Origin of the sequence: Pseudomonas sp. GOM7 (assembly GCF_026723825.1) — a bacterium.
Lineage (GTDB): Bacteria > Pseudomonadota > Gammaproteobacteria > Pseudomonadales > Pseudomonadaceae > Aquipseudomonas.
Map to the genome: position 1 here is coordinate 888,820 of NZ_CP113519.1, position 24,147 is coordinate 912,966.

Below are 24,147 nucleotides of genomic sequence, written 5' to 3' on the forward strand. Positions count from 1 at the left end.
AGCACGCTCTCAGCGCTTGCGCAGTGTTTCGAGCAGCTCCGGGCTGGGGTAACCGTCGGCGGGCTCGTTCAACTGCAGTTGCAGCATACGGATGGCCTTGCGCGTATTGGCTCCGATGATGCCGTCGGCCGGGCCTGGGTCGAAGCCACTGGCTGCCAGCAATTGCTGTAGCTCGATGCGCTCGCTACGGCCGAGTTGGCGTTCGTCGCGCGGCCAGCTTGCCTGAACCTCGGTGGGGTTGAGCAGGTTGTCGGAAAGCAGGCCGATGGCCAAGGCGTAAGAGGTGGAGTTGTTGTAACGCAGGATGCTGCGGAAGTTATCCAGCAGCAGGAAGGCCGGGCCGCGATGGCCGGCCGGCAATACCAGCGTGGCGCGGCTGTCGACAGCGGCGCCCTTGGAACTGATGGCCGGGTACACCCCGAGGGCCTGCCATTCGGCCAGGGTGCGGCGCTGCTCGGGGTCGGCATGGAAGTAGTCGAACTGCTTGGGCAGCCGCACCTCGAAGCCCCAGGGTTGGCCAGGTTTCCAGCCGGAGGATTGCAGGTAATGGGCGGCCGAGGCCAGGGCATCGGTGGAAGAGTTCCACAGGTCGCGCTTGCCGTCGCCGTCGAAGTCCACCGCATGCTCGTTGTAGGTGGTGGGCATGAACTGGGTCTGGCCCATGGCGCCGGCCCAGGAGCCGACCATGCGCTCGCTGCTGATGTCGCCGTTCTGCAGGATCTGCAGGGCGGCCAGCAACTGGTTGCGCCAGAAAGCCTGCCGGCGCCCTTCATAGGCCAGGGTGGCGAGCGAACGGATCACGCTGTTGCTGCCGATGTTGTTGCCGAAGTTGCTTTCCAGGCCCCAGATGGCCACCAGGATCGGTGCCTCGACGCCATAGCGCTGCTCGATATTGCGCAGCACGACATTGTGCTGAGCCAGCAGCACCCGGCCGCGACCGACGCGGCTGGCCGATACGGCACCGTCGAGGTATTCCCAGATCGGCCGGGTGAATTCCGGCTGGCTGCTGTCGGCCTTTATCACTGCCGGGTCTGGCGTGACGCCTGCGAACACGCGATCGAACAGGGCGCCATCGATACCGGCGGCCACGGCTTCGCTACGCAGATTCTGACGCCACTCGGCGAAGTCAAGTGCAGGCTGGGGCACGTTGAGCAGTGGCGCAGGCGTGATGAGCGATGGTGTCGTAGGCAGGTTTTGCGCCGGGGCTTTGGCGCAGGCAGCCAGCAGCAACAGAGGGAGCAGAACCAGGGGGCGGCGAGGAAGCTGGAGTAGCATGTCTATCTCGAGGCTTTTAAGCAGGCGTTTACCTTAGCATGCTCGGCAGGTTTTCTGGGCTATCAGCGCGCTGAGCCACCCTATAAAGCAAGAAGCCTCCCAGTTACGGGAGGCTTCGCGGCGGTAGCTACCTTTGCCTTTCTGTGGCCGTTCCTGGCGGGAGCGAAACAGTGGCTGGGCGATGATGGATTTGGCCTTGTTCGGCCGTTTACCGGTTTTCTTGCTCATGGCGTTTCCTCTTCGACTCGTCTGCAGAGAGGCAGGCGCGCGGACTATGCGCCGCTGTACGGAAAGTGTCCAGATTGTGGTCTGGGCGGGGGGGAAAGCAGGCCAGCAGCCATTACAGACGCAGGCGTTGTCCGGATAGCTGCAGGGTCAGCAGCGCCAGATTGCTCCAGGGGTCACCTGGGGCCTGGCCCTTGATCTGTGCATCGACCTGCTGCGCCTGCTGCAGCAACTGCCCCCAGCGTTTGCTGCTGTGACGGTGCAGGGCCTTGGAGAGCAAGGGGCGGCGTTTGTCCCACACTGGCGGGCGGGCACTGGCGAAGGCTTTCTCCAGAGGGATGCCCTGGGCGTGCTGGTGGGCCAGGCCGGCCAGCAGGCGCAGCTCGCGGGCCAGGGCCCAGAGGATCACCGGGGTTTCCACGCCTTCGCCACGCAGGCCTTCGAGCATGCGCAGAGCGTGTGCCGCTTCGCCGTTGAGGGCTGCATCGATCAGGCCGAAGACATCGAAGCGGGCACTGTCGGCCACGGCGGCCTGGACGGTTTCCGCATCCACCTGGTTGCCTTCGGCCAGCAGCTTGAGCTTCTCCACTTCCTGGGCGGCCGCCAGCAGGTTGCCTTCCACCCGTGCAGCGATCATATCCACCGCATCGGCGCTGGCGCTGAGGCCGGCCTGGGCCAGGCGCTGGCGAATCCATTGCTGCAGTTGATGGGCGTCGATCGGCCAGATCTGGATGAACTGGCTTACCTGGCCGTCGATCAGCGCCTTGGCCCATTTGGATTTCTGCGTGCTGCCGTCGAGCTTGGGCAGGCTGAGCAGCAGGACGGTGTCCTCCGGTGGCCGGGCCAGGTATTCGAGCAGGGCAGCCGCGCCCTTGTCGCCCGGCTTGCCGGACGGCAAGCGCAACTCCAGCAGGCGTTTCTCGGCGAACAGCGAGAGGCTGGCGCCGGCCTGCAGCAGGTTGCCCCAGTCGAAATTGGCCTCGGCATTGAATACCTGGCGTTCGCCGAAGCCTTGCTGACGGCAGGCGTTGCGCACGGCATCGGCGGCTTCCTGGCACAGCAGCGGTTCGTCACCGCTGATGACATAGACCGGGGCCAGCACGCCTTGCAGGTGCTTGCCGAGTTGGGCGGGAGAAAGTTTCATGAGCGGGCAAAGGCGGGCCGCTGGAGGCGGCCCGATGGCGTCACTGACGCGGCAGTTCGATGGGCGATTGCTGTGGCGCAGTCTGCGCCTCGCGTGCCTGGCGCGCCGCCTCTGCGGCTTCGGCTTCGGCCTTGGCGCGGGCTTCGGCGGTCTGCTGCAACTGGTCGAGTTGCTCGGGGGTGACCAGGCTCAGGCGCTGCACCAGTTGCTGGATCATCTCGCGGCGCAGTTCGCGACGCAATTGCGCGGCCTCTTCATCGGAACCAATGAGGTTGTTGCTGTCCTGCAGGTAGTAGTTCTGCACTTCGATTTCGTTGCTGGTCAGCAGCAGATCCTTGGCACCATGGATCTCGTACTCGATCTTCATGGTCAGCTCGTACTCGGCATTACGGCCATTACTGGTGTAGCTGGCCGCGCGGCGATTTTCCGACTCACGGCTGATCACCAACTTGTAAGGCGCGCCGGCATAGACCTTGACGTCGTTGTTCTGCAGGGCTTCGCGCACCTGCTTGACGGTGTCGCCATAGGCATTGCGTGCACTGACGTTCAGCTCGGTCAGGGCAAACTGGGTGCTGCCCGTGCCGCGCAGTTGAAAACCACAGGCGCTGAGCAGTACGGCCAGGCCGATGACCAGCAGATTCCGTTTCATCATTATCAAATCCCCTTGGCGGATCGCGGCGCCACGCGACGGTGGCGCCGAGCTTACATCAGTTGGCGACTATGTTGACCAGCTTGCCTGGCACCACGATGACCTTGCGAATGCTCAGGCCCTCGGTGAAGCGCAGGACGTTCTCGTTGGCGCGGGCGGCAGCCTCGACTTCCTCGCGGGAGGCCGCTGCCGGCACTTCGATCTGTCCGCGCAGCTTGCCGTTGACCTGCACCACCAGGGTCAGGCTGTCCTGCACCAGGGCGGATTCGTCCACTTGCGGCCACTGCGCGTCGATCACCGCATCGGCATGGCCCAGACGCTGCCACAGCTCGTGGCTGATATGCGGCGTGATTGGCGCCAGCAGCAGGGTGACGATCTCCAGACCTTCGTGCACCAGGGCACGATCCTGTTCGGTCGCGGTGGCGGCCTTTTCCAGAACGTTCATCAGGGTCATCACCTGGGCGACGGCGGTGTTGAACTTGTGGTGCTGGCCGATATCGTTGCTGGCCTGCTTGATGGCCAGGTGAATGGCGCGGCGCACGGCCTTCTGTTCGTCGTTCAGGCTGGCGACATCCAGTTTGCCCGGCAGACCGGCGCTGACGTGGCCGTGGGCCAGACGCCAGACGCGGCGCAGGAAGCGGTTGGCACCCTCGACACCGGCATCCGACCATTCGCAGCTCTGGTCGGGCGGCGAGGCGAACATCATGAACAGGCGGCAGGTGTCGGCGCCGTACTGGTCGATCATGGCCTGCGGGTCGACGCCGTTGTTCTTCGACTTGGACATCTTCTCGGTGCCGCCGATTTCCACCGGCAGTCCGTCGCTCTTGAGCTTGGCGCCGATGACCTTGGCCTTGGCGTCACGCTCGACTTCCACGTCGGCCGGGTTGAACCAGTCCTTGCCGCCGTTTTCCAGGGTACGGTAGTAGGTCTCGGCCACCACCATGCCCTGGGTCAGCAGGTTCTTGAACGGCTCATTGGAGCTGACCAGACCTTCGTCACGCATCAGCTTGTGGAAGAAGCGCGCGTACAGCAGGTGCAGGATGGCGTGCTCGATGCCGCCGATGTACTGATCTACCGGCAGCCAGTGGTTGGCCGCAGCCGGGTCGACCATGCCTTTGTCGTAATTCGGGCTGGCGTAGCGGGCGAAGTACCAGGACGACTCTACGAAGGTGTCCATGGTGTCGGTTTCGCGCTTGGCCGGTGCGCCGCATTTCGGGCAGGTGCACTCGTAGAACTCGGGCATCTTCGCCAGCGGCGAGCCGGCGCCGTCCGGCACCACGTCTTCGGGCAGCACCACCGGCAACTGGTCTTCCGGCACCGGCACGTCACCGCAGGCTTCGCAGTGGATGATCGGGATGGGGCAGCCCCAGTAGCGCTGGCGGCTGATGCCCCAGTCGCGCAGGCGGAACTGGGTCTTGCGCGAGCCATGTTCGCTGGCTTCCAGGTCGCCGACGATGGCGTCGAAGGCGGCATCAAAGTACAGATCGTTGTATTTGCCGCTGTTGATAGTTACGAGATGCTCTTTCCATCCATACCACTCCTGCCATTGAGTGGTATCGACATGCTCTTCTTGGTCTTCAGGATTTCGCTCTCCACGAGGTTGATCCTTGATAAAGACTTTCTTGTAAACAGGCTTGATCGGCAGGTCGTACTTGATGGCGAACTCGAAGTCGCGCTCGTCATGTGCCGGCACGGCCATCACCGCGCCTTCGCCGTAGCCCCACAGTACGTAGTTGGCGACGAATACCGGCAGCTTGTCGCCGGTCAGCGGGTGGATGACGAACTGGCCGGTGGCCAGGCCCTTCTTCTCCATGGTGGCCATGTCGGCCTCGGCCACGGAGCCGGCCTTGCACTCGGCGATAAAGGCGGCGATGGCCGGGTTGCTCTCGGCGGCACGCTGGGCCAGTGGGTGTTCGGCGGCCACGGCGACGTAGGTGGCGCCCATCAGGGTGTCGGGGCGGGTCGAGTAGACCTTGAGCTGGCCGTCGATGCCGATGCTGGCGACGTCGTAGTCGAACACGATGTCGGCACCGAAGCTCTTGCCGATCCAGTTGCGCTGCATGGTCTTGACCTGCTCGGGCCAGCCATCCAGTTCATTCAGGCTGCTCAGCAGCTCTTCGGCATAGGCGGTGATCTTGAAGTAGTACATCGGGATTTCGCGCTTCTCGATCAGCGCGCCCGAACGCCAGCCACGGCCGTCGATGACCTGCTCGTTGGCCAGTACGGTCTGATCCACCGGATCCCAGTTGACGGTGCCGTTCTTGCGGTAGATCACGCCCTTCTCGAACAGGCGGGTGAAAAGCCATTGTTCCCAGCGGTAGTAGTCCGGCTTGCAGGTGGTGACTTCGCGCGTCCAGTCGACGGCCAGACCCAGCGATTTGAGCTGGGACTTCATGTAGGCGATGTTCTCGTAAGTCCACTTGGCCGGTGCCACCTGGTTCTTCATCGCGGCGTTTTCCGCCGGCATGCCGAAGGCGTCCCAGCCCATTGGCTGCAGCACGTTCTTGCCCTGCATGCGCTGATAGCGCGCGATCACGTCGCCGATGGTGTAGTTGCGCACGTGCCCCATGTGTAGCTTGCCGCTGGGGTAGGGGAACATCGACAGGCAGTAGAAGGTGTCCTTGCCGGGCTGTTCGCTGACGACGAAGGAGTTCTGCGCGTCCCAGTGGGACTGCGCGGCGGCTTCTATTTCACGGGGCGAGTACTGTTCGTGCATGGCTCTGGCGCTGAAGGAATGGGGCTTGCGGAAAACGTCGTAGCATACATGAGCGCCGTCTATCGAGGGAAACCCAGATTGCACCTGGGCGCCGTTTGTCGCGGCGCGCGGCCGGGTTGCCGAGCTTCGCTAAGCTTGGTGCAAAGAGCCCCATGCCTTGGGGCTTGTCGAGGTGCCGCATGGGCGAAGCGCGAACGAGAGAACGAGGCGGTGATCTGTACGAGCGCTTGCTGCAACGGCTGGCCCTGGCACTCGACGAAGCCGAAACGGCCAGTACGCTGCGTGCCGAGACCCGTGATGAGCTCGAGCTCAAGGGGCTCAGCAGCGCCGAGATGGAACTGGTACAGGCCTACCTCAACCGCGACATGAGCTGGTTGCGTGGCTGGCAGGCGGCAGCCGAGGAGCTGGCGCTGCTGCAGCATCAGCCCAGGCGCGGTAGCAAACCGGTTCATGGCAAGGCCAAGCCCAGGTTGATGATTCGTCGCCATCCGCTGTACTGCGCTCTATGTGGTACCTGCGTGAGTTGGCAGCGTCACCGAGGTGTGATGGCCTGTCAGGCCTGTGGCTCGCAACTGTTCCGCAGCGGCAAACCCCGCTAGGCTGTGGGCATCCAAGAGGGATGCCCATGCCGATTCGCTACATGCTCAAACAACTGCTCATGCCGCCAGGCGTGCTTCTGCTGCTGATCCTGCTGGGCTGGTGGGCGCGCAAGCGTTTTCCTCGCCTGGCTACTAGTGCGTTCGTGCTGGGCTTGGGTGGGCTGTGGTTGATGAGTCTGCCTGCAGTGATGCAATGGAGCGCCAGCCTGCTCGAGCGCGAGCCGGCGCTGGCCGAGTCGCAGTGGCCGAGCCTCGCGCAGCGCGCCGATGCCATCGTGATATTGGGTGCCGGGCGTGAGCAGAACGATCCGGGCTGGGGGCGTACCGATCAACCCGGCCTGATGGCGCTGGAGCGCCTGCGCTATGCGGCGCGCCTGGCGCGAGCATCGGGCCTGCCGTTGGCTGCTACCGGCGGCCTGCATTACGGTCAGCCGCCGAGCGAGGCTGCGCTGATGGCCGATGCCATGCGCCGCGACTATGGGCTGGAGATTCGCTGGCTGGAAGAGCAAAGTCGTACCACTTGGGAGAATGCCGTGCTCAGTGCCGAACTGCTGCAGGCCCAGGGCGTACGCCGCGTGGTGCTGGTCACCCAGGCCTGGCACATGCCGCGGGCGCGCTGGAGTTTCGAGCAGGCTGGCTTTGAGGTGATCACCGCGCCGATGGGCTATTTCAGCACCAGCTATGAGCGCCCGCTGGGCGGCTGGCTGCCGGAGTCGCGCGTGATCTGGCAAAGCGGCATGCTGCTCAACGAGGCGATCGGCTTGCTGGCGTATCCCATCGTCTATGGGCGAGAAGCAGCTACAAGCATCAAGCTTCAAGCGGCAAGTAAAAGCGAGTAGCCCGGATGCAATCCGGGAGCCATGGCGTGACGACTCCCCGGATTGCATCCGGGCTACGCTTGCAGCTTGCAGCCGCCCCTATAGCGCTTTGGCCATGCGGCTGGCCAGCAGCGCCCAGCCCAGCAGGAGCGCGCAAAGCAGTGCCAGCGGCCAGTTGCGCCACTGCAGGTAGGGCGTCAGCCCCTGCATGGACTGCACCTCGCCATAGAGTACGGCCTGCTCGAACTGCGGCAGCCGCTTTTGCACTCGACCATAGGGATCGATCAGCACGGTGATGCCATTGTTGGTGGCGCGGATCATCCAGCGGCCAGCCTCCAGGGCGCGCATCTGCGCCATCTGCAGGTGTTGCAGGGGGCCGATGGAGGTGCCGAACCAGGCGTCGTTGCTCACGGTCAGGAGGATATCGCTCTGGGCCGCCATTTGGGCGGCGAACGCAGGGTAGACCACCTCGTAGCAGATATAGGGCGCGATGCGCTGCCCCTTGGCCAGCAGCGGTGGCTGATCGGCCGGGCCGCGGGCGAAGTCGGACATCGGCAGGTCGAAGAAGGCGATCAGGCCACGCAGCACTTCCTGTAGCGGCACGTACTCGCCGAAGGGCACCAGCTTCTGCTTGAGGTAGGTGCCTTGGCCTGCGCCGAAACTGGTGATCGCGTTGTAATAGCGCATCTCGCCGCGTGCATTGGGCTGACGCACGGGCACGCCGGTGATCAGGGCGCTGTCGCGGTCGCGGGCGAAGCGATCCATCACGCCGATATAGCCCTGCGCCTGGTCCTTGAGCACGGGGATGGCGGTTTCCGGCCAGACCAGGATATCCACGGGCTTGGCGCTGAAGCTGAGGTCGCGGTACAGCGCCAGTTGTGCGCTCAGTTGCGCTGGATCCCACTTGAGGTTTTGCTCGACGTTGCCCTGGATCGCGGCGACCTTCAGCGGTTCGCCCTTGGGCATCGTCCAGGAATGATCCTGCAGGGCGAGGCCGGCACCCCAGGGTGCCACCAGCAATACCAGGGCGCAGGCATAGAAGGCTCGGCGTGGGCGCAAGGCATTGAGGTTGACGATCAGCGCGGCCGAGAGCGCCAGCGCGAACGACAACAGCCAGACCCCGCCCAGCGGTGCCAGCCCTGCCAGCGGGCCGCTGAGTTGGCTATAGCCGGCGTAGAGCCAGGGAAAACCGGTGAGGAACCAGCCACGGAACACTTCCTGCGCCACCCACAAGGCCGCGAAGGCCAGGGCATCGGCCAGTGGCGCCTCGCGGCGGCGGATCCAGCGTGCCCAGACGGCCCCGAACAGGGCGAAGAACAGCCCCAGGCCGGCGACGAAACCCAGGGTCAGAAAGCCGGCCAGGGCCGGCGAGGCCGAGCCGTAGTCGTGGATGCTGACATATACCCAGCTAGTGCCTGAGGCGAACAGGCCGAAGCCATAGCTCCAGCTACGCAGCGCCGCCTGGCCGGGGCGCAACTCGCGCAGGCCGTAATACAGCAGGGCAATGGAGATGACGGCCAGCGGCCAGATATCGAAGGGTGCCAACGCCAGCGTGGTGAGCGCACCGCCGAGCATGGCGAGCAGATGACCGGGCCAGCCCGGGCGGGTTATCCATTGCGGCATGGAAGCATCCTGGGGAGTCTGAGGTGGCGCAAGGGTAGAGCGGATCGGGGCGCGGGGAAAGCCTTCATGCAGCGCAGACAACCTGCGCTGCACACTCAGAACCCGGCGAAGTGCAGATAGCTGGAGGTGATGGCATCACCCCAGAGCAGGGCGATCCAGCCGGCGATGGCCAGGTAGGGGCCGAAGGGGATGGGCGTGCTGGTGTCGCTGCCACGCAGGCGCAGAAGGATCACCCCCAGAACCGCACCGACCAGGGACGACAGCAGGATGGTCAGCGGCAGCACCTGCCAGCCACCCCAGGCGCCGATCATGGCCAGCAGCTTGAAGTCGCCGTGACCCATGCCCTCCTTACCGGTGATCAGCTTGAACAACCAGTACACCGACCACAGGCTCAGATAACCGGCAATGGCGCCCCACAGGGCGTCTTCCAGGCTGGTGAACAGGCCGAAGTGGTTGACCATCAGGCCGAGCCAGAGCAGAGGCAGTACCAGCACGTCCGGCAGGATCTGGTGGTCGGCGTCGATAAGGCTCATCGCCAGCAGGCCCCAGCTCAATAGCAGCATGGCACCCGCCTGCCAGGTGAAACCGAAATGCCAGGCGATATAAGCCGAAAGCAGGCCGCAGGCCAGCTCCACAATGGGGTAACGCTTGCTAATGGCCGCCTTGCAGTTGGAGCACTTACCGCGCAGCGCCAGATAGCTGAGCAGCGGAACGTTCTCCCAAGGGCGAATTTCATGACCGCAGTACGGGCAGCTCGAATTGGGCAGGATCAGATTGAAGGTGGCCTGCCTGGGTTCGGCAGGCAGCTCCAGTATCTCGCGTGCCTGCTCCCGCCAATCTCGCTGCAACATCAGCGGCAGGCGGTAGACCACCACATTGAGAAAGCTGCCGATCAACAGGCCCAGCAGCAGGGCGCAGCAAGCGAAGGCCAGCGTGTGGCTGGCCAGAAAATCAAGCACCAGCATTTAAACCACGGAGCCCAGTTGGAATATCGGCAGGTACATGGCAATGATCAAGCCGCCAACCAGTACCCCGAGCACGGCCATGATGATCGGCTCCATCAGACTGGTGAGGCCATCGACCATATTGTCCACTTCCTCTTCATAGAAGGAGGCGACCTTGTCGAGCATCTCGTCTAGCGAGCCGGACTCCTCGCCGATAGCGGTCATCTGCACGGCCATGGAGGGGAAGGTGCCGGTGGTCTTCATCGAGAAGTTGAGTTGCATGCCGGTGGACACGTCTGCCTTGATCTTGTTGGTCGCGGTCTTGAACACCACGTTGCCGGTGGCGCCGGAGACGGAATCCAGCGCATCCACCAGTGGCACGCCGGCGGCGAAGGTGGTGGAGAGGGTGCGGGCGAAGCGTGCTACGGCCGACTTGTAGAGAATGTCGCCGATGATGGGGAGCTTGAGTACGGTGCGATCCACCGAGTCACGGAATTTCTGCGAGCGTTTCATTGCTTCCTTGAAGGCAAAGGCCGCCGCGAAAATCCCGATCAGGAAGATGAACCACCATTCCTGCAGGAACTGGGATATCCCGATTACCATCAAGGTGAAGGCGGGCAACTCGGCGCCGAAGTTGGCGAAGACCGACTCGAACTGAGGCACTACCTTGATCAGCAGGATGGCGGAGACGATGATCGCCACCACCACCACGGCAATGGGGTAGTTCATCGCCTTCTTGATCTTGGCCTTGAGTGCTTCGGTCTTTTCCTTGTAGGTGGCGATACGGTCCAGCAGGTTTTCCAGTGCGCCGGCTTGTTCACCGGACTCCACCAGGTTGCAGTACAGCTCGTCGAAATACTGTGGCTTCTTACGCAGCGAGGCGGCGAAGCTGTTACCGGCGGCGACTTCCTGCTTCACCTCGTCCACCAGCTTGCGCATATTTGGGTTCTCGAAACCTTCGGCAATGATGTCGAAGGACTGCAGCAAGGGCACGCCGGCCTTCATCATGGTCGCCATCTGCCGGGTGAACAGGGCGATGTCCATGGGCTTGATCTTCTTGCCACCGCCGAAGGAAATGCTCGATTTCTTGCGCACCTTGGTTGGGTTGATGCCCTGCTTGCGCAGTTGCGCCTTGACCAGGGACGGGTTCTGCCCGTTGATCTCGCCTTTGACGACCGCGCCGCTTTTGTTCTTGCCTTCCCAGGTGAATACGCTGGTTTTCAGAGCTTTTGCCGCCATGGTTAATCCTTGGTTACGCGGTTGACTTCCTCAAGGCTGGTAACCCCTTGCATGGCCTTGAGCAAAGCGGAGGTGCGCAGATCATTGAAGCCGTCTTTACGCATCTGTGTGGCGATATCGATGGAGTTGCCTTCTTCCATGATAATGCGCTGCAGGTTGGGCGTGTTTTTAACCACTTCATAAATACCGACACGACCCTTGTAACCGCCCTTGCAATTTTCGCAGCCAACCGGGCCGTAGATCTTGAAGGTGCCGATCTTGTCCTCGGGGAAGCCTTCAGCCAGCAGCGCTTCGCGCGGTACGTCCACTTCCTTCTTACAGTGGTTGCACAGCTTGCGCGCCAGGCGCTGGGCGATGATCAGGTTCACCGAGGTGGCGATATTGAAGGAGGGCACACCCATGTTGCGCAGGCGCGTGAGGGTTTCCGCGGCGCTGTTGGTATGCAGGGTGGACATTACCATGTGCCCGGTCTGCGCGGCCTTGACGGCGATGGAGGCGGTATCCAGATCGCGGATCTCACCCACCATGATGATGTCCGGATCCTGACGCAGGAAGGCGCGTAGCGCCTGGGTGAAGTCCATACCCTGCTTGGGATTGACGTTGACCTGGTTGATACCTTCGAGGTTGATTTCCACCGGGTCTTCGGCGGTGGAAATGTTCACGTCCGGCGTATTGAGAATATTCAGGCCGGTATAGAGCGACACCGTCTTGCCCGAGCCGGTGGGGCCGGTGACCAGGATCATGCCCTGGGGTTGCTTGAGGGCATTCATATAGAGCTCTTTCTGCTCTTCTTCGTAGCCGAGGGCATCGATACCCATCTGTGCGCTGGTGGGGTCGAGAATCCGCATAACGATCTTCTCGCCCCACAGGGTGGGCAGTGTGTTGACGCGAAAGTCGATGGCCTTGTTCTTTGATACGCGCATCTTGATCCGGCCATCCTGCGGCTTGCGCCGCTCGGAAATATCCAGTGCGGCCATCACCTTGAGGCGCGCGGAAATGCGTGGCGCCAACTGGATGGGTGGGCGGGCTACTTCATGCAGGATACCGTCGGTACGAAAGCGCACGCGGTAGGTCTTTTCGTAGGGCTCGAAGTGCAGGTCGGAAGAGCCTCCCTTGATGGCATCCAGCAGCATCTTGTTGACGAAGCGCACCACTGGCGCGTCGTCGGCATCGGCGCCAGTTTCACCTACCGGCTTGTCATCATTGACCGCCTCCACATCCAGGCCATCCAGATCTACATCGGCCAGATCCTCCATGCCGCTATTGGATGACTCGAAGAACTTGTCGATGGCATCGCCGAGCTTGTCATCCTCGACCAGAATGGCTTCGGTGTTGAGGCCTGTACTGAACTGGATGTCGGTGACGGCCTGGTGGTTGGTGGGGTCGGAAAGCCCGACGAACAACTTATTGCCCCGCCGCCACAACGGCAGCACTCGATGCTGGCGTACCAGCTTTTCGCTGACCAGGTCACGTGGCTGACTTTCCTTGTCGATGGCGTTGAGGTCGAAGAAGGATACGCCGAACTGCTCCGAGGCCAGCTCGGCCAGGGCCCGGCTCTTGACCAGCCTGTTCTGCACCAGATAGGTCACCAGCGACAGCTTGTTGCGCTGGGCTTGCTGTTGCGCTTGCTGGGCGGCCTTTTCGTCCATCAACCCGGTTTGCGCCAACTGCCTGGCCAGGCCGGAAAGGGAAATGCTGTCGTTCATCACGGGCTCCACACAGAATCTCTGCCTTATAGCCCAGTTGCAGGGTGGCTGCCAAACCGCGAAAGTGGGAGTGACAAAAAATGGCAGTTAGTGCCGGTTGAGGATGCTGTTGCCTTTGTTGTGCTTGCGGAACGGCGCCATTTGGCGTGTTCTGAAAGGTTGGCACGAGGTCTGCATTTTTCAGGACAGGCTCTGGGCCTATCCATTTCTAGGAGAGAACGAATGAAAGCTCAAATGCAAAAAGGTTTTACCCTCATCGAATTGATGATCGTGGTTGCAATTATCGGTATCCTGGCCGCCGTTGCTCTGCCGGCTTATCAGGATTACACCGCTCGTGCTAAGGTGTCTGAAGTAGTTCTGGCTGCTTCTCAGTGCCGTACTACCATTACTGAGGCTTCTCAGACTGGCTTTGCTGCAACCCCAGCGGCTGCTAATAGCTTTGGCTGCGGAGAGAATGCTACTGGCCCAGTTTCTCAATATGTGGCTACCATTCAAACGACTGCCACTGGTATCATTCAGGTCGCAGCGCGTAATATTTCCCAGTTGGGTACCAATGTGAACCTGGAGTTGCGTCCGTTCAGCGATGCTAACGGCACAACTGCCATGGCTGCAGCTGGCTATAACCGCGCTTCTCTTACCCCCATTCTCGCTTGGCAGTGCGCTGCTGCTGCCACTAACGGCATTGAGACTAAGTACTTGCCGGCTAGCTGCCGTTAAGCATAGATAAACACTCAGCCCTACGCTGTGTGCTAGTTCTAAACAATGCCCCGCTGTGCGGGGCATTGTTTTTTCGTTGTGAAAACTAGGAGCAATAATATTAGAGCTCCTTGATCTTCATTTTCTGGGGCTATTTTCTTTTTTGGAAAGTCTATGGGGTTACGTCTAAAAGCATTCTCTCTACATCTCGGCTTGTCCGGCGTTATTGCTCTGTTGGCGCTCTTTGTTGTGTTTAAACTCTGGTACCCGAATCCGTTACATGCGGCTGTAGGTGTGACCCATGTTTTCTTATTGTTATTGTTGGTCGATGTGATTCTTGGGCCGTTATTGACCTTGTTGGTGTTCAAGGAGCGTAAAAAAACACTGGTGTTCGATCTGAGTGTGATCGCTGTGCTGCAATTGTCGGCTCTTAGCTACGGGTTGTGGACTGTCGCTGAAGGGCGGCCCGCCTGGCTGGTGTTCAATACTGATCGTTTCGATCTGGTGCGAGTGTTGGATATCGATGCGCGTAAGCTGGATCAGGCAGCCCCCGAGTTCCGTCAGCCCTCCTGGCTTGGCCCGCGCTGGGTGGCAGCTACGCCGCCAGACGATAGCGCCGCGCGCAATGAGTTGATATTCGAGTCAGTGCAGGGTGGTAGTGACGTGCCACAGCGCCCTGAGCTTTACCTGTCGCTGGCCGATAGCAGTAAACGGATAAAAGAACGTTTGTACCCTTTGTCTGAGTTGCAGAGGTTCAACTCGGCGGACGAGATACAGTCGGCTATCAGTCAATGGCCTGAAGCTGACGCCTGGCTGCCCTTGATGGCGGGTACACCGATGGTGGTGTTATTGCGTAAGGAGACCGCCGAGGTCGTTGCGGTGGTGGACTTGCGGCCGTGGCTGTAGCCGCGGCCGTCACTCTGGAATAGGAAACTACTGGAGCTGGTTGGTTTGCCGATGTGGTTTGGCAAGTTTGCCAGGCAAGTAGAATAGCTCTCAGATTTTGTCTGTCGGACCCTGCTGAAAACTAGGAGGAGGCTAGCTCTTGGTGGTGGGCATCGCTTTCACAGGTAGCGCTCGATCTCAAATGACGACTATATGATGAGTGTGGGTGAAGTTGAATGTTCGCACCGACAACCTCGGTTTATCCATTCTGGCCTTGGTTTTCACGCAAGTATTGCGGCACTCCGGGTTCGTCCGAACTTATGCTGCTCCGGCCTGCCGGTCACAACGCCAACCGCATCGACAAATCCACCGCCTGCACATCCTTGGTCAACGTCCCCAGCGAGATATAGTCCACACCCGTCTCGGCGATGGTGCGCAAGGTGCTGTCATTGATACCGCCCGAGGCTTCCAGCTTGGCGCGGCCTGCGTTCAGGCGTACGGCTTCGCGCATATCGTCCAATGACAGTTCGTCGAGCATGATGATATCGGCGCCGGCTTCCAGGGCCTCGCGCAGTTCTTCCAGGCTTTCCACTTCCACTTCCACCGGCTTGCCGGGAGCGATCTGCTGGGCGCTGCCTATGGCCTGGGCGATGCCGCCGCAGGCGGCGATGTGGTTTTCCTTGATCAGGAAGGCGTCGTACAGGCCTATGCGGTGGTTGTGGCAGCCACCACAGGTGACGGCGTATTTTTGCGCCAGGCGCAGGCCGGGCAGGGTCTTGCGGGTGTCCAGCAGTTTCACTTGAGTGCCGTCGACCAGGTCGGCGTAGTGGCGGCAGCGGGTGGCCACGGCCGACAGGGTCTGCAGGAAGTTCAGGGCGCTACGCTCGCCGCTGAGCAGGGCGCGCGCCGGGCCTTCGAGGCTGAACAGGGTCTGCTCGGGGTTGACCCGGTCGCCGTCCTGCACCTGCCAGTGCACCGCTACGCGCGGGTCGAGCTGGCGGAACACGGCGTCGACCCAGGCAGTGCCGCAGATCACCGCCGCTTCGCGGGTGATGACGCGGGCGCTGGCCAGGCGTTCGGCGGGAATCAATTGCGCGGTGATGTCACCGCTACCGATGTCTTCGGCCAGGGCGCGGCGGACATTGGCTTCGATTTCGCTGCCGAGGTCGGCGAGGGTCAGATTGGGCATGGTCGGCTCCGGGTTGGGCGAGCGGCGATTATAAAGGCGGCCGAACCTGGGGCAATGCTCCGTTGTCCATGCAGACAAGGGATTCGACTGCATCGCAGCCCCAGCGCCGCATGCAGGCCATGTGGCATCGCGAAAGAGGCGATCTGTGAAGCGCATCATGGAAGTGGCAAAAATGAGCTTGGTATGTCGCACAGGCTCCCTATAATGCATTCATTCCGTTTATTTTGACGCCATATCGTTGACGTTACGAATAAGGCGCGGTTGCTGCTGTGCAGACCAGAGGCCCGAACGGGCAGTCTGCAGGAGACTAGAATGAAGACCGACGCGAACGTGGTGCCGTTGAACAAGGCCGCCGCTGCGCAATCGCCAACTTCGCCGGTAGGAAGACTGCCCGTGGCGCTGATCCAGGTGCGTGACAAAGCCGCGCAACAGCTCAAGCAGAATCTGCAGAGCCTGTTCGACAACGCCGACGATACCCTCTTCGAGATGGCGGATCGGGCGACCAGCAATTCCGAGCAGAATGCCTTCTTCGAGGCCATGCGCGACCTACGCCTCAAACGCAAGAGCATCGAGCGGGTGTTCCTGCAGAAGATCTTCGAAGCCTTCGTCAATCTCAACCAGTACGAGATCGGCAAGCCGCAGCCGGCGCTGGATACGGTGTCGTTCGACAGCCTGAGCCTGGTGCAGAACGATGACCTGGAAGAAACCGTGGCCACCGATGCCATGATTTCTCGGGTCATGAGCCACGATGCCATGGCCCTCGGTCATCTCACCACGCGTCTCAATGCGCTGGTCAGCCGCAAGCTCGATGACAAGAGCAATCCGCTGGGGCCGACCGTGCTTTGCGAATGTTTTCTCGATGCCTGCGGTGGCCTGGGCGTGGAGATCAAGGTCAAGCTGATCATCCTCAAGCTGTTCGAGAAGTACGTGCTCGGCAGTTGCGACACCCTGTATGCCGAGGCCAATCAGGTGCTGGTCGGTGCGGGTGTGTTGCCGGAACTGCAGTCGGCACCGCCGCGCCGGCCGAACCGTCCGGCAGCGGGGGCGAGCCGGACGCATGCGAGCGAAGAAGGTGGCGCGGTGAGCCGCGATGACGGCGTGCAGGAGGTTTTCGGCGCGCTGCAGGAGTTGCTCGCCGAGGTGCGTGGCACGGCCATGACTCCGCGCGCGCCAGCGAGCAATGCGCTGCCGATTTCCAGCAATGACCTGATGCGCCTGCTTTCGCACCTGCAGCAGCGCGCGCCAGCCCAGGCCGAGCCCGACGACTTCGACCTGCGCCCTCAGCTCGAACAACTGCTGGCGCGGGCCAGCGCCAAGAGTGGCAAGACCCGTGTGGTCGGTGAAGTCGACGAGGATGTGATCAATCTGGTGTCCATGCTCTTCGAGTTCATCCTCGATGACCGTACCCTACCGGACTCGCTCAAGGCGCTGATCGCGCGCCTGCAGATTCCCATGCTCAAGGTGGCGGTGCTGGACAAGACCTTCTTCAGCCGGGGCAGCCACCCGGCGCGGCGCCTGCTCAACGAGATCGCTTCGGCAGCCATGGGTTGGGTCGATCAGGACGATGTGCAGCGCGACAGCCTCTATCAGCGTATCGAACAGGTGGTGCAGCGTCTGCTCAACGATTTCGTCGACGATCCGGCGATCTTTTCCGAGCTGCTGGCGGACTTCATGGCCTTTACCGGCGATGAGCGGCGCCGCAGCGAGCTGCTCGAACAGCGCACTCGTGATGCTGAGGAAGGCAGCGCCAAGGCCGAGCTGGCCCGCCGCGAGGTGGAGCAGGCTCTGAACGAGCGGCTGTTGGGCAAGGTGCTGCCGGAGGTGGTGGTGCGCCTGCTGCAGGAGGCCTGGAGCAAGGTGCTGATGCTCACCTGCCTCAAGCACGGTACGGCTTCAGCGCAGTGGCAGGCTGCCTTGCAGACCATGGATGATCTGGTGTGGAGCGTCGAGCCTCACGAGGATGCTGAGGATCGCCAGCGTCTGCTGGAGTTGGTGCCCAGCCTGCTCAAATCGTTGCGTGAGGGCATGAGCAGCGCGGCCTTCGACCCTTTCTCCACCAGCGAATTCTTCAGTCAGTTGGAAGTGCTGCACGTGCAGGCTTTCCAGCGCTTCAAGCGGGCGACGGTGGAGGAGCAGGACGCTGCCGTGGCCGAACAGGCGGCGGACACTCCCGTGCAGGGTGGCGAACCCGCTGCCGAGACACCGGCCATGGTCGAGGTGGTCGAGGAGATCGTCCTGCTGGCGCCGGGGCAGGCCCGTCTGGAAGAGCCCGAGCCGGTGCTGCCGGAGGATGACGAGGCGTTCCGCCAGGTCGACAGCTTGCGCGTCGGCAGTTGGGTCGAGTTCCAGGAAGACGATGAGCACAAGCTGCGCTGCAAGCTCGCGGCCATCATCAAGCCGATTGGCAAGTACGTGTTCGTCAATCGCACCGGCATGAAGGTGCTGGAAAAGACCCGTATCGGCCTGGCCGTGGAGTTCCGCCGCAACAGCATCCGTCTGCTGGACGATGCCCTGCTGTTCGACCGGGCGCTGGAGTCGGTGATCGGCAATCTGCGGCGCTTGAAGAACGCTTGATCGCCTCGTGCCAGGGGCCTGCTTGCCCCTGGCGACCTCGGTTGGCTGCCCCCGTTGCCAACGCCGCTTCCTTTACCCCGCATTGCTGCTTATAGGCCGTTGAAAAACGTAGGCGAGGCAGCCAGTGCAATACCGATGGCGGCCCCGCAAAAGCAGGCGAAAAACGGCCGGGGTCGCGACCGACTTTACAAGCTGTAAATGAGCATTTGATTCGCTTCGCTCACCCCTCTGGGGCCGCGCTAAAGCGCGTTCAGTCTTTGACTGTGAGCCTGCTTTTAACGCAGCAATGGCAACGTAGGTAGTTTTTCAACGGCCTGCTAGAGTGTTGGCTCGCTCAGGAGCACTTTATGCAGCTAGACGCCGCAACCGGCTGGTTCCGGGGGATTCGTCATTGCCCCTCACCCAATTTCAATGCGCGCCCGCAGGGGGAGATTTCCTTGCTGGTGGTGCACAACATCAGCCTGCCGCCGGGGCAGTTCGGTACCGGCAAGGTGATGGAGTTCTTCCAGAATCGTCTGCCGCTGCACGAGCATCCCTTCTTCGCGGAAATAGCCAGCCTGCGCGTCTCCGCGCATTTCTTCATCGAGCGCGATGGCGCGCTGACCCAGTTCGTTTCCTGCCTCGATCGCGCCTGGCATGCCGGCGTTTCCTGCTTCGCCGGGCGGGAGAACTGCAACGATTTTTCGCTGGGCGTGGAGCTCGAGGGTACCGACGAACTGCCATACACCGATGCGCAGTATGCTTGCCTGAGCGAGCTGACCCGGCAGTTGCTGGCGGCCTATCCCGAGTTGGACGTCACCCGCATTGCCGGGCATTGCGACATCGCCCCTGAGCGCAAGAGCGATCCGGGGCCGGCATTCGATTGGGCGCGTTTTCGCGCCGACCTCTGCAGTGGTAAAGGAGTGCAACCATGAGTTTTCTGGTGATCGTGCTGGTGCTTTGGGTCGAGAAGTTCTCGGCAATGCGCCAGCGTATCCAGCAGGACGGGGCTTGGCTGGCGCGCCTGCACGCCATGGAACGCAGTGACTGGCGGCAATCGCCCTGGCTGCTGCTCGGCCTGTTGGTGCTGCTACCGGTGCTGGCCCTGGGCCTGTTGTTGTGGCTGATTCAGCCCGTGCTCTATGGCCTGCTGGCGCTTGCGGTGCACCTGCTGGTGCTGATCTACAGCCTGGGCCGGGGCGACGTGCAGGCGGCGCTGGGGCCGTTCCGCGATGCCTGGCGGCGTGAGGACGGCCAGGCGGCCTACCATGCCGTCGAGCGGGATCTGGGCTTGCAGCCCGAGGAAGGCCCGGCGTTGCTGGAGCAGGTACAGGGCTATCTGCTGTGGCATTCCTATCAGAGTTTCTTTGCGGTGATCTTCTGGTACCTGCTGCTCGGGCCACTGGCCGCGCTTGCCTACCGCCTGCTCGCGTTGGTAGCTGAGCAGGCCGAGTTGCCGACCTTGCGTGAGCGCGCCGGGCAGTTGCGTCATGCCTTCGACTGGTTACCGGTACGGGTGCTGGCCTCCAGCTTCGCCCTGGTGGGCAACTTCGTGGCGGTCAGTCGTGCGCTGCTGCATGAGCTGCTGAGCTGGGATATTTCCGCTGCGCAACTGGTCAGCAAGGCCGGGCGTGCCGCAGGTGAGGTGTCGGCCCCCATGCTGGGCGAACGAGGCGTGGCGACGCTAGACGAGCTCTGGCAGTTGCTGATTCGCGCCGCGGTGGTCTGGTATGCCGGCTATGCACTGTGGGTGCTGTTGGTGTGAGGGTGGTGGCTTTGCGCCATGCTCTTAACTTTAAGTTACACAGCAGGTGGTCGATAAGGGTTATAACAGCCAGGCCTGCCTAGGCTTGAGGAACAGGCGAGTAGCAGGGCGCAGTGTGGTGAGCTCCAGGGGCGATCACCACGCCTTGAGACCAATAACAACACCAAGGGCCGAGGGAGACGTCTAGTGAAGACTCTGTTGTATCCTGCCATCGCGCTGATGAATCGCCTCAGCTTCGGCATGAAGTTCAGCCTGATCAGCGTTCTGTTCTTCCTGCCCATGCTGGTCACCAACTTCTATCTGGTGCGCGATTCCTACCAGCAGTTCGTCGGTACCCGCAGCGCGCTGGAGAGTATCGAGCTGCTGAGCAACAGCCTTCAGGTACGCCGTGAATTGCAGGATCTCAACGACCTGGTGCAGATCAACGCCATGATTGGTCAGTCTGGTCAGGCAGGGGATCTCGAAGGGCGTATCGGCAAGCTGCAGCAGACCCTCATCGCTCGGCTGGAGGGACTCGTCGCCGTGAGCCGTGATCCCGAGCAGGCGGCGGAGTTCGTCGCCAAGCGCGATGAGCTGCTCGACGAGCTCAAGCGTGCCGCTGGCGAAAGCTCGCTGCAAACCAAGACCGTGATGACCGAGCGCCTGCTCAACGCCTCCCAGGTACTGGTCCAGCTGGTGGCCAGCCAGTCCGGGCTGAGCCAGGATCCGTATCGGCAGATCCGCCAGATCAGCGAGCTGCTCACCAACGTCACGCCGCAGGTGACCAGCGTGCTCAGCGAGGGGCGCGCCACCGGTTCCTATTCGTTGGGGCAGGGGTTTCTCAACTCGGCAGCCAGCACTCGGTTCGATGAAATCCTGCTGCAACTGGAAAAACTGCATGCCGAGTACGGCTTGAACCTACAGCAGACCGTGGCCGGCAAGGTGGCGGAGTTCGATGGGGTGGGAGAGATGGCCGCCGCGAGTCTGCAAACGCTCAAGGACACGCCGGCGCTGTTCGAGGATCAGGTGGTGATCGCCGACAGCCTGGATACCCCCTGGAACCAGTTCTACGATCAGGTCAGCCAGGAAATGGCCAAGACCTATGCGCTCAACGATGGCCTGCTGGCGTATCTCGACAGTCAGTTGAGCGAGCGGCTGGCAGACAATCGGGCGCAGATGGTGCTGCTGGTGGTGGCTCTGGTGCTGGTATTCCTGGCGGTGGTCTACCTGTACAGCGGCTTCTACGTCTCCACCCGCAGCACCCTCAAGAATCTTGGGCGGGTGATGGATCAGGTAGCGGCCGGTGACATGACCGTCAGCTTCCAGGCGCAGAGCCGTGATGAGCTGGGGGAGTTGGGCCAGGTGTTCAACCAGACGGTGATGCGCGTTCACGACCTGATCGAGCGGGTCGGGCAGACAGTGAGCGAGGTGGAGGGCCAGGCCAGCCGCGTCGAGCAGGTGTCCGGGCAGAGCAACCAGGCGGTGGCCAGCCAGCGTATGCAGATCGAGCAGGTGGCCACGGCAATGAACCAGATGTCCGCCACTGCCCAGGAAGTGGCGCGCAGTGCCGCTGCCGCAGTGGGCAGTGCGCAGAGCGTCAACCAGGAGTCGGTGAGTGGACGGGCGCTGGTCGAGGCGCAGGTGGGCAATATCCAGCGCCTGGCCGATGAGATCGAGCAGGCGGTTCAGGTGATCAACCAGCTTGCCAGCGACAGTGCCTCGATCAGCCAGGTGCTGGATGTGATCAAGAGCATCGCCGAGCAGACCAACCTGCTGGCACTCAATGCCGCCATCGAGGCCGCACGCGCAGGCGAGCAGGGCCGTGGTTTCGCCGTGGTGGCGGACGAGGTGCGCAACCTGGCCAAGCGCACGCAGCAGTCCACCGCGGAAATCGAAGGCATGATCGGCAAGCTGCAGAGCGGTGTAGGGGCGGCGGTGAAGGCCATGAGCACCAGCCACGACAAGGCCGAAAGCACGGTCAACGAGTCGGGCAAGGTGCAGCAGGCGTTGGAGAACATCCTCGGCGCCGTGGGTATGATCGTCGATCAGAACCAGCAGATCGCCGCGGCCGCCGAGCAGCAGACCGCCGTGGCCCATGACATCGATGAGAATATCGTGCGCATCAACCAGGTCGGCGAGCGTACCGCCGATGGCGCCAGCCAGACCGAGCAGGCCAGCCACGAGCTGAGTAGCCTGGTGTCACGCTTGCGGCAACTGATCGGTGCGTTCCGGGTTTAACCAGCCGTGCGGGTGTGAACGGGCGGCGCAGTGCCTCGTTCGCGGATAAATCTGCTCCTACAGGTCGCGGCGTAGCCGGATGCAATCCTCTTATTTCCGATTCTTCGCATTTTGGGGGGAATGCTTGGTTGACAGCGGATTGGCAAGTTTGTGTTTTTCTGGTGCCTGTTCCGAATTGCCGCGTTTTTGCTGACGTTTTTGGTTTCGCCCTCCCGGGCGAGTCACTTTGCGGGCAAAGTAACCAAAACCTTCCGCCCGGTCATCCGGCCCTGGCTTCGCCAGGGTTCGCTCACTCCATCGCCGCTCCAGAGGCCCGCCGCGGTGGGCCATCCCTGGCCCATCGCGGCTTTCGCGACATCCATGTCGCTCAACCTCTTCCACGACGATTCCGTTCGCCCTCCTGGGCGGGCTCTGCGCGCGCCTGAACCCGAGGTAACTCAGAAGTAGCACGGAGTAGTTGAACATGAGGTCAGCCTTAAGGCTGACCAGAATGCCGGCTGCAGCCGGCAAGCTGTTCACCGCATGAAACTGCGCGAATGAAAGTTTTGGTTTAACCCAGCGGCCACGTCGTGGCTCCACTGTTACCAGAACACGCCGAGCATGCCCTGGAATGCCGGTTCGTTCAGGCGCGCGAATGGCTCCTTCAGGAGGGTGAGTGGAATCGTTGCGCAGAGGGGCGAGCCGCAGGGACGCGGCGAGAGGCTTAAAGGGCCAGGGACGGCCCTTGTAAGCCGACCCTCGGAGCAGCGATGGAGCGAACGAACCCCGGCGAAGCCGGGGCCGGATGGCGGGGCCAAGCCTTTTTGCCTTCTTTTGTGGCGTTTGACAAAAGAAGGTCGCCGGGGGGCGAAACAGGAGCTATCAACTAAACGCCGATAAGCAGCTTGAACACCGAAACAACACACAAACTTGCCAGCCCAGTGCCAATACTGATTTTCCCGAGATTCCGCGAAGAACCTCACTTCCAGCCGAACAACTGCTCGGCATTGCGGCTGCTGGCCTCGGCCAGCTCGGCGGCGTCCATGTCGCGCAGCCGGGCCAGGGCGTTGCAGATATCCGGGAGATACTCCGGGCTGTTGCGCTGGTGGGCATGCATCGATGGCGCCATGTCCGGCGCGTCGGTTTCCAGCACGATGGCCTCCAGCGGCAGCTCTGCCACCACCTTGCGCAGGCGCTTGGCTTGCGGCCAGGTGGCCGCGCCGCCGAGGCCGAGGCGAAAGCCCAGCTTGATGTATTCGCGGGCTTCCTCGTAGCTGCCGGCGAAGGCGTGGACGATGCCGCCACGGCGCAGGCGAAAGCGTTTCAGGGTGGCGATGGTCGCGGCATGGGCACGGCGTACATGCAGCAGCACCGGCAGCTCGAACTCGGCGGCCAGTTCCAGCTGCGCCTCGAACAGCGCCTGCTGGCGCGTGCGGTCGAGGTGTTCGAGGTAATAGTCCAGGCCGAATTCGCCAACGGCGCACAGCTTGCGCTGCCCGGCCAGCCGGCCCAGCCAGTCGCGCAACTGCTCGAGATGCTCGGGGCGGTGATCCTCCAGATACACCGGATGCAGGCCGAAGGCGGCATGCAGCCCTTCGTTCGCCTCCACCAGGTGCCACAGGCGCTGCCAGTTGCCCTGGTATACGCCGAGCACCACCAGGCGTTCGACGCCTTGGTCACGGCAGTGGGCGAGCACATCGGCGCGGTCGGCGTCGAATTCGGGAAAGTCCAGATGGGTGTGGGTGTCGATCAGGCGCATGAGCGGGCAGAACCTATGGGCGAGCTTTCAGCTTACTGCCAATGCCGGGGAGCGTTGGCGAGTTTTTTCAGTCCTAGAATGGTATCCAGAGGGATTCTGCCAAGGAGGTAGCGGGTGCCCTTCGTTCGTCGTTTCGTTGCCTGGGTGTTTGCCTTGTCGTTGCTGG

General features: G+C 62.1%; 18 protein-coding genes and 1 pseudogene. 8 read left to right on the forward strand and 11 right to left on the reverse strand.

Going from position 1 to position 24,147, the window contains the following annotated elements:
• Nucleotides 1-9 precede the first annotated feature (9 nt).
• The 5 genes and pseudogenes from OU800_RS04035 to leuS all read right to left on the reverse strand — a co-directional run bounded on the left by OU800_RS04035 (nucleotide 10) and on the right by leuS (nucleotide 6,009).
• Nucleotides 10-1,275 (reverse strand): lytic murein transglycosylase, encoded by a 1,266-nt coding sequence (locus OU800_RS04035; protein ID WP_268181371.1) that lies wholly within the window; start codon nucleotides 1,273-1,275, stop codon nucleotides 10-12.
• 90 nt (nucleotides 1,276-1,365) lie between these two features.
• Nucleotides 1,366-1,503 (reverse strand): annotated as a pseudogene (arfA, locus tag OU800_RS04040) (alternative ribosome rescue factor ArfA); the annotation flags it as partial.
• A gap of 112 nt (nucleotides 1,504-1,615) precedes the next feature.
• Complete coding sequence (holA, locus tag OU800_RS04045) at nucleotides 1,616-2,644, reverse strand: DNA polymerase III subunit delta (RefSeq protein WP_268181372.1); 1,029 nt, start codon at nucleotides 2,642-2,644, stop codon at nucleotides 1,616-1,618.
• Nucleotides 2,645-2,684: 40 nt separating this feature from the next.
• A complete protein-coding gene (locus OU800_RS04050) occupies nucleotides 2,685-3,296 on the reverse strand; it encodes an LPS-assembly lipoprotein LptE (protein ID WP_268181373.1) in 612 nt (203 codons plus the stop codon).
• Nucleotides 3,297-3,351: 55 nt separating this feature from the next.
• Nucleotides 3,352-6,009 (reverse strand): leucine--tRNA ligase, encoded by a 2,658-nt coding sequence (gene leuS / locus OU800_RS04055; RefSeq protein WP_268181374.1) that lies wholly within the window; start codon nucleotides 6,007-6,009, stop codon nucleotides 3,352-3,354.
• A gap of 179 nt (nucleotides 6,010-6,188) precedes the next feature.
• On the opposite strand from leuS, the gene OU800_RS04060 reads away from it, so the two are divergent.
• The gene (locus OU800_RS04060) at nucleotides 6,189-6,608 is read left to right on the forward strand and encodes a hypothetical protein (protein WP_268181376.1); all 420 of its coding nucleotides are present in this window, start codon (nucleotides 6,189-6,191) and stop codon (nucleotides 6,606-6,608) included.
• Nucleotides 6,609-6,634: 26 nt separating this feature from the next.
• Complete coding sequence (locus OU800_RS04065; protein ID WP_268181377.1) at nucleotides 6,635-7,447, forward strand: YdcF family protein; 813 nt, start codon at nucleotides 6,635-6,637, stop codon at nucleotides 7,445-7,447.
• A gap of 78 nt (nucleotides 7,448-7,525) precedes the next feature.
• Here the strand turns inward: OU800_RS04065 and lnt are convergent, their stop codons facing one another.
• The 4 genes from lnt to pilB form a co-directional block, all read right to left on the reverse strand.
• Complete coding sequence (lnt, locus tag OU800_RS04070) at nucleotides 7,526-9,049, reverse strand: apolipoprotein N-acyltransferase (RefSeq protein ID WP_268181379.1); 1,524 nt, start codon at nucleotides 9,047-9,049, stop codon at nucleotides 7,526-7,528.
• 95 nt (nucleotides 9,050-9,144) lie between these two features.
• Nucleotides 9,145-10,014, reverse strand: a complete 870-nt coding sequence (locus OU800_RS04075) for a prepilin peptidase (protein ID WP_268181381.1) — start codon at nucleotides 10,012-10,014, stop codon at nucleotides 9,145-9,147.
• A complete protein-coding gene (locus OU800_RS04080; RefSeq protein ID WP_268181383.1) occupies nucleotides 10,015-11,232 on the reverse strand; it encodes a type II secretion system F family protein in 1,218 nt (405 codons plus the stop codon).
• A 2-nt stretch (nucleotides 11,233-11,234) separates the two neighbouring features.
• Nucleotides 11,235-12,938, reverse strand: a complete 1,704-nt coding sequence (pilB, locus tag OU800_RS04085; protein ID WP_268181385.1) for a type IV-A pilus assembly ATPase PilB — start codon at nucleotides 12,936-12,938, stop codon at nucleotides 11,235-11,237.
• Nucleotides 12,939-13,160: 222 nt separating this feature from the next.
• On the opposite strand from pilB, the gene OU800_RS04090 reads away from it, so the two are divergent.
• Nucleotides 13,161-13,655 (forward strand): pilin, encoded by a 495-nt coding sequence (locus OU800_RS04090; protein WP_268181386.1) that lies wholly within the window; start codon nucleotides 13,161-13,163, stop codon nucleotides 13,653-13,655.
• Nucleotides 13,656-13,808: 153 nt separating this feature from the next.
• Nucleotides 13,809-14,540, forward strand: coding sequence for a TfpX/TfpZ family type IV pilin accessory protein (gene tfpZ / locus OU800_RS04095; RefSeq protein ID WP_268181387.1), 732 nt, complete (start codon nucleotides 13,809-13,811; stop codon nucleotides 14,538-14,540).
• Between the two features lie 319 nt (nucleotides 14,541-14,859).
• Here tfpZ and nadC read toward each other — a convergent pair whose 3' ends face one another.
• Nucleotides 14,860-15,708 (reverse strand): carboxylating nicotinate-nucleotide diphosphorylase, encoded by an 849-nt coding sequence (gene nadC, locus OU800_RS04100; protein WP_268181388.1) that lies wholly within the window; start codon nucleotides 15,706-15,708, stop codon nucleotides 14,860-14,862.
• A gap of 312 nt (nucleotides 15,709-16,020) precedes the next feature.
• Here nadC and OU800_RS04105 point away from each other — a divergent pair, with 312 nt between their 5' ends.
• From OU800_RS04105 to OU800_RS24170, 4 genes are all read left to right on the forward strand, one after another.
• Complete coding sequence (locus OU800_RS04105) at nucleotides 16,021-18,282, forward strand: DUF1631 domain-containing protein (RefSeq protein WP_268181390.1); 2,262 nt, start codon at nucleotides 16,021-16,023, stop codon at nucleotides 18,280-18,282.
• Between the two features lie 347 nt (nucleotides 18,283-18,629).
• Nucleotides 18,630-19,196, forward strand: coding sequence for a 1,6-anhydro-N-acetylmuramyl-L-alanine amidase AmpD (gene ampD, locus OU800_RS04110; protein ID WP_268181392.1), 567 nt, complete (start codon nucleotides 18,630-18,632; stop codon nucleotides 19,194-19,196).
• Nucleotides 19,193-20,026: a regulatory signaling modulator protein AmpE gene (gene ampE, locus OU800_RS04115; RefSeq protein ID WP_268181394.1), complete on the forward strand. Its 834-nt coding sequence runs from the start codon at nucleotides 19,193-19,195 to the stop codon at nucleotides 20,024-20,026. Before ampD ends, ampE begins: the two co-directional genes overlap by 4 nt.
• 1,512 nt (nucleotides 20,027-21,538) lie before the next feature.
• Entirely contained in the window at nucleotides 21,539-22,243 is a 705-nt protein-coding gene (locus OU800_RS24170; RefSeq protein ID WP_442964758.1) for a methyl-accepting chemotaxis protein, read from the forward strand.
• A 958-nt stretch (nucleotides 22,244-23,201) separates the two neighbouring features.
• Here OU800_RS24170 and OU800_RS04125 read toward each other — a convergent pair.
• On the reverse strand, nucleotides 23,202-23,981 hold the full coding sequence (locus tag OU800_RS04125; RefSeq protein ID WP_268181397.1) for a TatD family hydrolase: 780 nt from the start codon (nucleotides 23,979-23,981) through the stop codon (nucleotides 23,202-23,204).
• Nucleotides 23,982-24,147: the final 166 nt, after the last annotated feature.